Source organism: Streptomyces sp. A1277 (assembly GCF_004795015.1).
Classification (GTDB): domain Bacteria; phylum Actinomycetota; class Actinomycetes; order Streptomycetales; family Streptomycetaceae; genus Streptomyces.
In genome coordinates, this window is record NZ_SSBI01000006.1 from 115,391 (window position 1) to 127,448 (window position 12,058).

Genomic DNA, 12,058 nt, shown 5'->3' on the forward strand with positions numbered 1-12,058 from the left:
CGCGGGTGTCCAGCTCCGACATCTTCATCGGCGAGACCATCGGTACCGCCGTACTCATCCTGCTCGGCGCCGGTGTCTGTGCCGCCGTCACGCTCAAGCACTCGAAGGCGCAGAACGCCGGCTGGCTCGCCATCACCTTCGGGTGGGGGTTCGCGGTCCTGACCGGCGCTTATCTGGCCGGCGGCGTGTCGGGGGCGCATCTCAACCCGGCGGTCACCATCGGCCTGGCGATCGAGGGCGGCACGAAGTGGAGCGACGTACCGCTCTACCTCGCCTCCGAACTCCTCGGCGCGATGATCGGCGCGGTGCTGGTCTGGCTGACCTACTACGGGCAGTTCCGGGCCCATCTCACCGATCCGGAGGTCCTGCGCGCCCATACGGGTGAGGAGGGCATGGTCGACCAGACCGCCGCTCCCAAGGCTGGACCGGTTCTCGGTGTCTTCTCGACCGGTCCTGAGATCCGCAACGCCGTGCAGAACGTCCTCACCGAGGTCATCGCCACGATCGTGCTGGTGCTGGCGATCCTCACCCAGGGCCTCAACGACGACGGCAACGGCCTCGGCGCGCTGGGCGCCCTGATCACCGCACTGGTCGTCGTCGGCATCGGCCTGTCGCTCGGCGGCCCGACGGGGTACGCGATCAACCCGGTCCGCGATCTCGGTCCGCGTATCGTGCACGCGCTGCTTCCGCTGCCGAACAAGGGCGGCTCCGACTGGGGCTACGCATGGGTCCCCGTCGTCGGCCCGCTGATCGGCGGCGCACTCGCGGGCGGGCTCTACAACCTCGCCTTCGCTTAGCCCGCCCCCACCCACACCACACAGACCTCCGGGAGCACACCGTGACCGACGCACACACCACCGGCACCCACGGCACCGGGCCGTTCATCGCGGCCATCGACCAGGGCACCACCTCCAGCCGCTGCATCGTCTTCGACAAGGACGGCCGGATCGTCTCCGTCGACCAGAAGGAGCACGAGCAGATCTTCCCCAAGCCCGGCTGGGTCGAGCACGACGCCGCCGAGATCTGGGAGAACGTGCAGGAGGTCGTCGCCGGAGCCATCGTCAAGGCGGGCATCACCGCCGCCGACGTGAAGGCCATCGGCATCACCAACCAGCGCGAGACCACCCTGCTGTGGGACAAGCACACCGGTGAGCCCGTCCACAACGCCCTCGTCTGGCAGGACACCCGTACGGACGCGCTCTGCAAGGAGCTCGGCCGCAACGTCGGCCAGGACCGCTTCCGCCGCGAGACCGGGCTGCCGCTCGCCTCGTACTTCGCCGGGCCCAAGGCCCGCTGGCTGCTCGACAACGTCGAGGGGCTGCGCGAGCGGGCCGAGCGCGGCGACATCCTCTTCGGCACCATGGACTCCTGGGTCATCTGGAACCTGACCGGCGGAACCGACGGCGGCGTCCACGTCACCGACGTCACCAACGCCTCGCGCACCCTCCTGATGAACCTGCACGCCATGCAGTGGGACGAGAAGATCTGTTCCTCCATCGGCGTGCCGATGGCCATGCTGCCCGAGATCCGCTCCTCGGCCGAGGTGTACGGCACCACCAAGGGCGGCGTGCTCGACGGGGTGCCGGTGGCCTCCGCACTGGGCGACCAGCAGGCGGCGCTGTTCGGCCAGACCTGCTTCGCCGAGGGCGAGGCCAAGTCCACGTACGGCACCGGCACCTTCATGCTGATGAACACCGGTGAGACGCCGGTCAACTCCTACAACGGGCTGCTGACCACGGTCGGCTACCGGATCGGCGAGCAGAAGGCGGTGTACGCCCTGGAGGGGTCGATCGCCGTCACCGGTTCGCTGGTGCAGTGGATGCGCGACCAGATGGGCCTGATCCAGTCCGCGGCCGAGATCGAGACCCTGGCCTCCTCGGTCGAGGACAACGGCGGCGCGTACTTCGTGCCGGCCTTCTCCGGCCTGTTCGCCCCGTACTGGCGCCCCGACGCCCGCGGTGTCATCGCCGGCCTCACCCGCTACGTCACCAAGGCGCACATCGCCCGTGCCGTGCTGGAGGCCACCGCCTGGCAGACGCGGGAGATCAGCGACGCCATGACCAAGGACTCCGGCGTCGAGCTGACCGCGCTCAAGGTCGACGGCGGGATGACCTCCAACAACCTGCTGATGCAGACGCTCGCCGACTTCCTGGACGCGCCCGTGGTGCGGCCGATGGTCGCCGAGACCACCTGCCTCGGTGCCGCCTACGCCGCCGGACTGGCCGTCGGCTTCTGGCCCGACACCGACGCGCTGCGCGCCAACTGGCGCAGGGCCGCCGAGTGGACCCCCCGCATGGACGCGGACACCCGCGCCCGCGAGTACAAGAGCTGGCTCAAGGCCGTGGAACGCACCATGGGCTGGCTGGACGACGAGGAGTAGACAACATGACCACCCTGCAGAGCGTCCCCGCCCTCGGGACGCATCCGGCCTCCGGCTCCCTTCCGAGCCGTGCCGAGACCCGGGAGCAGCTCTCCAAGGCGACGTACGACCTCCTGGTGATCGGTGGCGGCATCCTGGGCATCTCCACCGCCTGGCACGCCGCGCAGTCCGGGCTGCGGGTGGCGCTGGTGGACGCCGGCGACTTCGCCGGCGCCACCTCCTCCGCCTCCTCCAAGCTGCTCCACGGCGGTCTGCGCTACCTGCAGACCGGCGCGGTGAAGCTGGTGGCGGAGAACCACTTCGAGCGCCGTGCGGTCTCCCGCCAGGTGGCCCCGCACCTGGCCAATCCGCTCACCTTCTACCTGCCGGTGTACAGGGGCGGGCCGCACGGCGCGGCGAAGCTCGGCGCGGGCGTGTTCGCGTACTCGGCGCTGTCCGCCTTCGGCGACGGCGTCGGCCATGTGATCAGCCCGGCGCGGGCGCGGCGCGATGTGCCGGAGCTGCGTACGGAGAACCTGAAGGCCGTCGCGGTCTACGGGGACGACCAGATGAACGACGCGCGGATGGCGCTGATGACGGTCCGCGCGGCCGTCGACGCGGGCGCGGTGGTGCTCAACCACGCGGCGGTGACCGGGCTGCGGTTCACCAAGGGCCGGGTGACGGGCGCGGACCTCCAGGACCGTACCGACGGCACCGAGTTCGGTGTCACCGCCCGCCTGGTGCTCAACGCAACCGGCCCGTGGGTCGACCACCTGCGCAAGATGGAGGACCCGGACGCGGCGCCCTCCATACGCCTGTCCAAGGGCGCGCACCTGGTGCTCAAGCGCACCCGCCCGTGGAAGGCGGCGCTGGCCACGCCGATCGACAAGTACCGCATCACGTTCGCCCTGCCGTGGGAGGACATGCTGCTGCTGGGCACGACGGACGAGGAGTACGAGGGCGATCCGGCCGAGGTCGCGGTGACCGAGAAGGACACCGCGCAGATCCTGGACGAGGCGGCGTTCTCGGTGCGCGACCAGCAGCTGTCGCGGGATCTGATCACGTACTCCTTCGCGGGGCTGCGGGTGCTGCCGGGCGGCCCCGGTGACACCTCGAAGGCCAAGCGCGAGACGGTCGTGACGGAGGGCCGGGGCGGGATGCTGTCGGTCGCGGGCGGCAAGTGGACGACGTTCCGCCACATCGGCCGTACGGTGATGAACAAGCTGGCCGCGCTCCCCGGGCACCCGCTCGCCGAGGACATGGAGCCGATGGCCCGGCTGCCGAGGAAGCTGCCGCTGCCGGGGATCGCCAACCCGAACGCGGTGGCGCACCGGCTGCTGGTCGACGGCGGTACGCCCGGCCCCCGGATGGCCGCCGACACGGCACGGCACCTGGCCACGCACTACGGTTCGCTGTCCTTCGACATCGCCCGGCTGGCCAACGACGACCCGGCCCTCGCCGAGCGCATCCACCCGGAAGCCCCGGAGATCTGGGCGCAGGTCGCCTACGCGCGGGACCACGAGTGGGCCGAGACGGCGGACGACGTGCTGCGGCGGCGGACGACGCTGACGATCCGGGGCCTGGCGACGGACGAGATCAGGGCCGGTGTGGAGTCGGTGCTCGGCGAGCGGCGCGGCTGAGGCGCGCACCGGGTGGCCGGGCGGCCTTCGAGTTGGTCCGAAGGTCGTACCGGCCCTCGTCGGGCACGCATAATAGGGCGATACATCGGATGTCTGGAGGTCGCCCATGGCTGTCACTGACGAGGCCATCGAGAAGATCAAGGGAATGATCGTCTCGGGTGCGCTACGGCCCGGCGATCGTCTCCCCAAGGAGAGCGAGCTCGCCTCGGAGCTGGGCCTGTCCCGCAACTCGCTGCGGGAGGCGGTGCGCGCCCTGTCGCTGATCCGCATCCTCGACGTGCGCCAGGGCGACGGCACGTACGTCACCAGCCTGGACCCGCAGCTGCTGCTCGAAGCGCTGAGCTTCGTGGTGGACTTCCACCGCGACGACACGGTGCTGGAGTTCCTTGCGGTGCGGCGGATCCTGGAGCCGGCCGCGACGGCGATGGCGGCGAGCCGGATCAGCGAGGAGCAGTTGGACGCGCTCAGCGCCCAGCTGGACGCGCTGGGCGAGCGCCCGTCCGTGGAGGAGCTGGTGGCCTGCGACCTGGACTTCCACCGGGGCATCGTCCAGTCGTCCGGCAACTCGGTGCTCTGCTCGCTGCTCGACGGCCTCTCGGGGCCGACGACGCGGGCGCGGGTGTGGCGGGGGCTGACCCAGGAGGACGCGGTGAGCCGGACGCTGCACGAGCACCGGGCGATCGTGTCGGCGCTGCGGGACCGGGACGCGGAGGCTGCGCGGGCCTGGGCGACGGTGCATGTGGCGAGCGTGGAGCAGTGGTTGCGGTCGACGTTGTAGCCGACCCGGGGCTCTGCCCCGGACCCCGCTCCTCAAACGCCGGAGGGGCTTGAGGAGCGGGGTCCGGGCGGGCCTTCAGTCCTGCTTCTCGCCGCTCGCGAAGCGGGAGATGACCAGGGCGACGATGATGATCGCACCGTTGAGGAACTGGTTCCACAGGGCCGGGACGCCGCCGAGGGTCATGACGTTGACGACCAGCTGGAGCGTCAGTACGCCGGTCAGGGCGCCGAACAGGGTGCCGCGGCCGCCCTTGAGGCTGATGCCGCCGATCACGGCGGCGGCGAAGACCTGGAAGATCCAGCCGTCGCCCTGGGTCGCGGCGACCGCCCCGTAGTGGCCGGTGTAGAGGATGCCCGCGAAGGCGGCGAGCAGGCCGCCGATGGCGAGGACGATCCAGGTGACGCGGTCGACGCGGATGCCCGCGGCGCGGGCCGCTTCCGGGTTGCCGCCGATCGCGTACAGCGAGCGCCCGTGGCGCAGCCAGGCCAGGGCCGCGCCGCCGACGGCGAAGAGGACCAGGCAGATCCAGACCGCGGCCGGCGCACCGAACCACGAGGTCTTGCCGAGGTAGCGGAAGGATTCCGGGACGTCGGTGATGGACTTGCCCTCGGTGATGCCGATGTGGAGTCCGCGCAGCATGGTGAGCATGCCGAGCGTGGCGATGAAGCCGTTGACCCGCAGCTTCAGCATCAGGAAGCCGTTGATCGCACCGATGACGAGGCCGACCAGCAGACAGAGCGGGATCGCCGACCAGGCGGGGAGGAGCCCGAGGCCGGCGAAGCGGCCGCCCTCGGCGGGCAGCACCAGCCACATCGCGACGACGGGCGCGATGCCGATCGTCGATTCGAGCGAGAGGTCCATCCGGCCGCAGATGAGGATCAGCGCCTGGCCGAGGACCAGCAGGCTCAGCTCGGAGGACTGCTGGACGACGCTGATCAGGTTGTCGGAGGTGAGGAAGACCGGCGAGACGATGAAGCCGATCAGCATCAGCACCAGGATCACCGGCACCAGCGAGAAGTCGCTCCACCGGATCAGCCCAAGCCGGCTCAGCGGGCTGTTCCCGCCCGGGGAGCCCTTCAGTGCCGTGTCGAAGTCGTCGGCCGTGGACGGCCGTACCGTGCCGGTCATTCCCTTTCCCCCACACCTTCCATGGCGGCGACGAGTTCCCCGTCGGTCCACCCGCTGTCGAACGTTGCGACGACCCGCCCGTGGAACAGGGCGAGCACCCGGTCGCAGACCCGCAGGTCGTCCAGCTCGTCCGAGACGACGACCGCGGCGTTGCCCGCGTCGGCGACCCGGCGTACGACTCCGAGGAGCGAGTCCTTGGACTTGACGTCCACGCCCGCGGTGGGCCGGACGGCCACCAGGACGCTGGGTTCACGGGCGAGCGCGCGGGCGACCACGACCTTCTGCTGGTTGCCGCCGGAGAGCCCGGAGACGGGCTGCTCGGGCCCCTGGGTCTTGATGTCCAGTGAGGCGATCATGGACCGGGCGAACTCCCTGGTACGGGAGGGCAGGACGGTCCCCCACGGGCCGAGCTGGTCGGTGACCGTGAGGGTGGCGTTCTCGGCGACGCTGCGCTCCAGGACGAGGCCCTGGTCGTGCCGGTCCTCGGGGATGTAGCCGATCCCGGCGGCCAGGGCGTGCGGGACACTGCCCGTCCGTACGGCCCGGCCGCGCACCCGGACCGTGCCGCCGCCCGCCTTGCGCATACCGGCGAGCACTTCGCCGACCGCGGTGTTGCCGCTGGCCGCGGAGCCGGCCAGGCCGAGCACCTCGCCGGGGCGCACCTGGAGGTCCAGGGGCTCGAACCGGCCGTCCAGGGCCAGCTGTTCGGTGGTCAGGACGGGCTCGGCCGACAGGTCGGGCGCCGTGTCGCCGGCCGCGTGCCAGGCGGTCGCGCCGGCGGCCTTCTCGCCGGTCATCGCCGCGACCAGGTCCTCCTTGGCGACGTCGGCGACGGGGGCGGTCAGGACGTGGCGGGCGTCGCGGTAGACGGTGACCGCGGTGCACAGCTCGTACACCTCCTGGAGGTGGTGGGAGATGAAGAGGAACGCCACGCCCCGGCTCTGGAGTTCGCGCAGCTTGTCGAAGAGCCGGGCGATGCCCCGGGCGTCGAGCTGGGCGGTCGGCTCGTCCAGGATGATCAGCCGGGCGCCGAAGGACAGCGCGCGGGCGATCTCCACGAACTGCCGCTGCTCGACCGCGAGATCGCGCGCCCGGGTGTTCGGGTCGACCTGGACTCCGTACGCGGCGAGCAGCTGCTCGGCGCGCTTGCGCAGCCTGCCCCAGCTGATCCAGCGGGCGTGGTCGTCGAACCGGTTGAGGAAGAGGTTCTCGGCGACGGTCAGGTCGGGGACGACCATGGACTTCTGGTAGACGCAGGCGACCTTGGACTGCCAGGCCGTGGTGTCCCCGAAGGCGGGGGCGGGCTCCCCGCCGAATGTGACGGTGCCCGCGTCCGCCTTGTGGAGCCCGGTCAGGACGCTGACCAGGGTGGACTTGCCGGCGCCGTTGCGGCCGACGAGCGCGTGCGACTCGCCGGGCCGCACGGTCAGCTTCACCCCGTCCAGCGCCACGGTCGGCCCGAAGCGCTTGACGACGCCTTCCGCCTGTACGGCGGGTGGTGCTGCCTGGTCCATGGCTAGCTCTTCTTCTCCAGCTGGTTGGCCCACAGCTTCGGGTCGTCGACGTTGTCCTTGGTGACCAGGGGCGCGGGGAGCTGGTCCTCGTAGCCGTTCGGGATCTTGATGATGGTGGAGTCGTGGTCGGTGGGACCCTCCTTGAAGGTCTTCCCGTCCAGGGCCGCCTTGGCGTAGTACAGCGCGTACTTCGCGTACAGGTCGGCGGGCTGGGAGATCGTCGCGTCGATCTTCCCGGCCTTGATGGCGTCGAACTCCTCCGGGATGCCGTCGTTGGAGATGATGGTGATGTGGCCGGGCGAACCGGCGGGCTTGAGCAGCTTCTTCTGTTCCAGGAGCGCGAGGGTGGGCTGCAGGAAGACGCCGCCGGCCTGCATGTAGATGCCGTCGATGTCGGGGTGGGCGGCCAGCGTCGACTGGAGCTTGGCGGAGGCGACGTCGCCCTTCCAGTCGGTGGCCAGCTCGAACACCTTGATGTCCGGGAAGTCCTTGTCCATGCACGCCTTGAACGCCTCGGACCGGTCGCGGCCGTTGATGGAGGACAGGTCGCCCTGGAACTCCACGACCTTGCCCTTGCCCTTCAGCCGCTCGCCGAGGTACTTGCAGGCGTTCGTCCCGTACGCCTTGTTGTCGGCGCGCACCACCATGTAGATGTCGCCCTTGTCGGGGCGGGTGTCGACGCTGACGACGGGGATCTTCTTCTCGTTGAGCGTGTTGAGCGACTCGGCTATGGCGCCGGTGTCCTGCGGGGCCATGACGACGGCCTTGGCACCCTGGTCGGTGAAGGTCTGGACGTTGGCGACGAGCTTGCCGATGTCGTTCTGCGAGTTGGTCAGCGGGAGCGCGGAGACCTCGCCGTCCTTGACGCCCTTCTTGATGTAGTTCTGGTAGGAGTTCCAGAAGTCGCTGTCGCTGCGCGGCAGGTCGATGCCGACCTTGCCGCCGCCCGCGCCGCTGTCCGACGATTCGCGGTTGCAGCCCGCGAGGGCGGTGACGGCCAGCAGTACGGCACAGGCGGCCGCACTCGTCGTACGCACTCTCATTGGTGTCCCGTTCCTTGGTGAGGTCGCGGCTCGGAGCCCGGATGGCATTGCGGCGGTGCGGTTTCAGCTGCCGGCGGGGCGCAGGCGCAGGCCCTGCATCCCGCCGTCGACGGCCAGTGCGGTGCCGGTCACGGAGGCCGCGGCGGGACCGGCGAGGTAGACGATCCCGGCGGCCACCTCTTCGGCGGTGACCAGCCGGCCCAGCGGCTGCCGGGCGCTGAGGGCGGCGCGTTCGGCGGCCGGGTCCTCGGCCTGGTCCAGCAGCCGGCCGACCCAGGGGGTGTCGGCGGTGCCCGGGTTGACGCAGTTGACGCGGACGCCCTCGCGGACGTGGTCGGCGGCCATGGCGAGGGTCAGCGCGAGGACGGCGCCCTTGCTCGCGCTGTACAGGGCGCGCTGGGGCAGCCCGGCGGTGGCGGCGATCGAGCAGGTGTGGGTGATCGACACGGCGCCGGGGCGGTCGGCGGCGGCTCTGCGCAGGTGGGGCAGGGCGTGCCGGGCGGTGCGGACCATGCCGAGGACATTGATGTCGAGGACCCTGGTCCACTCCTCGTCGGCGTTGTCCTCGACGGTGCCGATGGAGCCGATGCCCGCGTTGGAGACGAGGGTGTGCAGGGAGCCCATGACGGAGACGGCCCGCTCCACTCCGGCGCGCACGGCGGCGTCGTCGCTGACGTCGGCCTCGACGGCGAGGGCCCCCCGGGGTGCGCCTGAGGTGTCCCGGTCGAGGACGGCGACCCGGGCGCCGCGCTCGATGAGCTGGGCCGTGACGGCGGCGCCGATGCCGGAGGCGCCGCCCGTCACCAGGGCGTTCATTCCCTCGAAGTCGTGTGTGCCGGTCATCGGCTCTCCTCCTTCTCGACGCGGCGGGCCTGCCAGACGGGCCCGTGCGGATAGCTGTGTGCGGCGATCGACTCGGGGCGCATCGTGGCCGAGAAGCCCGGCGAGGCGGGGGCGGTGTAGCGCCCGTTCTCGATGACGGTCGGGTCGACGAAGTGTTCGTGGAGGTGGTCGACGTACTCGATCACCCGGTCATCCCAGGTGCCGGAGACGGCCACGTAGTCGAACATCGCGAGGTGCTGGACCAGTTCGCACAGTCCGACGCCGCCCGCGTGCGGGCAGACCGGGACGCCGTACTTGGCGGCCAGCAGCAGGATCGCCAGGTTCTCGTTGACGCCCGCGACGCGTGCGGCGTCGATCTGGACGAAGTCGACGGCCCCGGCCTGGAGCAGCTGCTTGAACACGACGCGGTTGGCGACGTGTTCGCCGGTGGCGACCTTGACCGGCTGCCCGGCGCGCACGGCGGCGTGGCCGAGTACGTCGTCGGGGCTGGTCGGCTCCTCGATCCAGTGCGGGTCGTACGGGGCGAGCGCGGTCATCCAGGCGACCGCGTCGGCGACGTCCCAGCGCTGATTGGCGTCGACCGCGATCCGTATGCCGGGGCCGACGGCCTCGCGGGCGAGTGCCATCCGGCGCACGTCGTCGCCGACCTCGCCGCCGACCTTGAGCTTGATCTGGGTGAAGCCGTCGGCGACGGCCTGCTTGGCGAGCCGGACCAGCTTGTCGTCGGAGTAGCCGAGCCAGCCGGGCGAGGTGGTGTACGCGGGGTAGCCCTCGGCCCGCAGCCGGGCGGCGCGCTCGGCGCGGCCCGGTTCGGCGGCCCGCAGGATGGCCAGCGCCTCCTCGGGGGTGAGCGCGTCGGTGAGGTAGCGGAAGTCGACCAGGGAGACCAGTTCCTCGGGCGTCATGCCGGCCAGGAACTCCCAGACGGGCAGTCCCGCCTGTCTCGCCGCCAGGTCCCAGGCGGCATTGACCACCGCGCCGGCCGCCATGTGCATCACGCCCTTCTCGGGCCCGAGCCAGCGCAGTTGGGAGTCGTGCGTGAGGTCCCGGTACAGGGCGCCGAGGTCGGCCGCCGTACGGGGCACCGGGCGGCCGGTGACGTGCGGCCGCAGCGCCTCGATGGCGGCGGCCATCACCTCGTTGCCGCGCCCGATGGTGAAGCAGAAGCCATGCCCCTCGGCAGCGGCGCCGGTGTCGTCGGCGGCGTCGGTGCGCAGGATGACGTAGGCGGCCGAGTAGTCGGGGTCCGGGTTCATGGCGTCCGAGCCGTCCAGTTGTTCCGAGGTCGGAAAACGGATGTCGTGGACCTCGAAATCCGTGACGGTCTGACTCATGTGCGCCCCCAGGGGAAATAACATCGGACCTCTGTTCCGGTCATCCGATGTATAGCCGCCTCAGAGGAGGTAAGTCCAGAGGTGGGCCCAAAATCGCGGACCACAGATCGGATGTATTGCCCGGGCCGCGCCAAGGGCCTGCTGTGCGGGAGGCCGTAAGCCGTAAGGTTGTTCCGTACACAAGGGAACTTCGGAAGGAGGCCTGGGTGATCGAGCTCGAGGGGGTTCCCGAGCTGATCGACCCGGTCATGGTGGCCGCGTTCGAGGGGTGGAACGACGCAGGTGACGCCGCCTCCACGGCGGTCGCGCACCTGGACCGGGAGTGGAAGGGCGAGGTGTTCGCGGCGCTGGACGCCGAGGACTACTACGACTTCCAGGTCAATCGCCCGACCGTCTTTCTGGACGGCGGGGTGCGCAAGATCACCTGGCCGACCACCCGGCTCTCCGTGGTCCGCATCGGCGGGGACAAGCCCCGCGATCTGGTCCTGGTCCGGGGTATCGAACCGTCCATGCGCTGGCGCTCGTTCTGCAACGAGATCCTGGGCTTCGCGCATGAACTGGGCGTCGAGATGGTGGTGGTGCTCGGTGCGCTGCTGGGCGACACCCCGCACACCCGGCCGGTCCCGGTCAGCGGGGTCACGTCCGACCCCGATCTGGCGCGCACCATGGACCTGGAGGAGACCAAATACGAGGGCCCGACGGGCATCGTCGGCATCCTCCAGGAGGCGTGCACGCACGCCGGCGTGCCCGCGGTGAGCCTGTGGGCGGCGGTGCCGCACTACGTGTCGCAGCCGCCCAACCCGAAGGCCACGCTGGCGCTGCTGAACCGCCTGGAGGACCTGCTCGGGCTGCGCATCCCGCTCGGCGAACTGCCGGAGGACGCGCGCGCCTGGCAGGTCGGGGTCGACCAACTGGCCGCCGAGGACAGCGAGGTGGCCGAGTACGTGCAGACGCTGGAGGAGGCCCGGGACACCGCGGAGCTGCCCGAGGCGAGCGGCGAGGCCATCGCCCGGGAGTTCGAGCGCTATCTCAGGCGCCGCGACCCGGGCCCCGGCCAGCCGTCCGGCGGGCACGCCACGGAGAGCGGGGACGCCACCTATCTGCGCGACGCCTCCAGCGGCCGCACCAGACCGCCGAAGCCGATCCGGCCGGAGACAGGGCCCGGACCGGTGAGCGGGCCCGGAAGCGGCCGCCCGGGCGGCCCGGGGACCGGAAGGCCCTCGCCCGGCGACCCCGACGACGACCGCGCCGCGGACGACGACCCGGCGCGATCGTCCGACGACGGGCCGGACGCGGACACGGACAACGGCCCGGACGGCCCCTCGCAGGACTGAACCGGGCAGGACCGGCCCGGCAAGGGCCGGCCCGGGCAGCGCGGAGCCGGGCGGGTGCGCACCCGCCCGGCTCCCTTGCTTTCTC

General features: G+C 71.1%; 10 protein-coding genes. 5 read left to right on the forward strand and 5 right to left on the reverse strand.

Annotated features, from left to right (window positions below; translation table 11 throughout):
- The first annotated feature begins 5 nt into the window (after positions 1–5).
- The 4 genes from E6R18_RS06320 (at position 6) to E6R18_RS06335 (ending at position 4,777) form a co-directional block, all read left to right on the forward strand.
- Positions 6–797: an MIP/aquaporin family protein gene (locus tag E6R18_RS06320; protein WP_136315841.1), complete on the forward strand. Its 792-nt coding sequence runs from the start codon at positions 6–8 to the stop codon at positions 795–797.
- Positions 798–838: 41 nt separating this feature from the next.
- Complete coding sequence (gene glpK, locus E6R18_RS06325; protein WP_136315842.1) at positions 839–2,380, forward strand: glycerol kinase GlpK; 1,542 nt, start codon at positions 839–841, stop codon at positions 2,378–2,380.
- Between the two features lie 5 nt (positions 2,381–2,385).
- Complete coding sequence (locus tag E6R18_RS06330) at positions 2,386–3,999, forward strand: glycerol-3-phosphate dehydrogenase/oxidase (RefSeq protein WP_136315843.1); 1,614 nt, start codon at positions 2,386–2,388, stop codon at positions 3,997–3,999.
- 106 nt (positions 4,000–4,105) lie between these two features.
- The gene (locus tag E6R18_RS06335; RefSeq protein WP_136315844.1) at positions 4,106–4,777 is read left to right on the forward strand and encodes a FadR/GntR family transcriptional regulator; all 672 of its coding nucleotides are present in this window, start codon (positions 4,106–4,108) and stop codon (positions 4,775–4,777) included.
- Between the two features lie 75 nt (positions 4,778–4,852).
- Here E6R18_RS06335 and E6R18_RS06340 read toward each other — a convergent pair whose 3' ends face one another.
- From E6R18_RS06340 to E6R18_RS06360, 5 genes are all read right to left on the reverse strand, one after another.
- On the reverse strand, positions 4,853–5,905 hold the full coding sequence (locus E6R18_RS06340) for an ABC transporter permease (protein ID WP_136315845.1): 1,053 nt from the start codon (positions 5,903–5,905) through the stop codon (positions 4,853–4,855).
- Positions 5,902–7,419 carry a sugar ABC transporter ATP-binding protein gene (locus E6R18_RS06345; RefSeq protein WP_136315846.1) on the reverse strand — a complete coding sequence of 506 codons (1,518 nt, stop codon included), beginning with the start codon at positions 7,417–7,419 and terminating at the stop codon, positions 5,902–5,904. Before E6R18_RS06345 ends, E6R18_RS06340 begins: the two co-directional genes overlap by 4 nt.
- Before the next feature lie 2 nt (positions 7,420–7,421).
- Positions 7,422–8,462 carry a sugar ABC transporter substrate-binding protein gene (locus E6R18_RS06350; RefSeq protein ID WP_136315847.1) on the reverse strand — a complete coding sequence of 347 codons (1,041 nt, stop codon included), beginning with the start codon at positions 8,460–8,462 and terminating at the stop codon, positions 7,422–7,424.
- A gap of 63 nt (positions 8,463–8,525) precedes the next feature.
- A complete protein-coding gene (locus E6R18_RS06355) occupies positions 8,526–9,305 on the reverse strand; it encodes an SDR family oxidoreductase (protein ID WP_136315848.1) in 780 nt (259 codons plus the stop codon).
- Positions 9,302–10,639: an enolase C-terminal domain-like protein gene (locus E6R18_RS06360; protein WP_136315849.1), complete on the reverse strand. Its 1,338-nt coding sequence runs from the start codon at positions 10,637–10,639 to the stop codon at positions 9,302–9,304. Before E6R18_RS06360 ends, E6R18_RS06355 begins: the two co-directional genes overlap by 4 nt.
- 206 nt (positions 10,640–10,845) lie before the next feature.
- On the opposite strand from E6R18_RS06360, the gene E6R18_RS06365 reads away from it, so the two are divergent.
- Entirely contained in the window at positions 10,846–11,973 is a 1,128-nt protein-coding gene (locus tag E6R18_RS06365; protein WP_136315850.1) for a PAC2 family protein, read from the forward strand.
- Positions 11,974–12,058 lie beyond the last annotated feature (85 nt).

Coding starts and splice junctions, on each gene's coding strand:
- E6R18_RS06330 (WP_136315843.1), top strand. CDS start 2,386: ATGACCACCCTGCAGAGCGTCCCCGCCCTCGGGACGCATCCGGCCTCC.
- E6R18_RS06335 (WP_136315844.1), top strand. CDS start 4,106: ATGGCTGTCACTGACGAGGCCATCGAGAAGATCAAGGGAATGATCGTC.
- E6R18_RS06340 (WP_136315845.1), bottom strand. CDS start 5,905: ATGACCGGCACGGTACGGCCGTCCACGGCCGACGACTTCGACACGGCA.
- E6R18_RS06345 (WP_136315846.1), bottom strand. CDS start 7,419: ATGGACCAGGCAGCACCACCCGCCGTACAGGCGGAAGGCGTCGTCAAG.
- E6R18_RS06350 (WP_136315847.1), bottom strand. CDS start 8,462: ATGAGAGTGCGTACGACGAGTGCGGCCGCCTGTGCCGTACTGCTGGCC.
- E6R18_RS06355 (WP_136315848.1), bottom strand. CDS start 9,305: ATGACCGGCACACACGACTTCGAGGGAATGAACGCCCTGGTGACGGGC.
- E6R18_RS06360 (WP_136315849.1), bottom strand. CDS start 10,639: ATGAGTCAGACCGTCACGGATTTCGAGGTCCACGACATCCGTTTTCCG.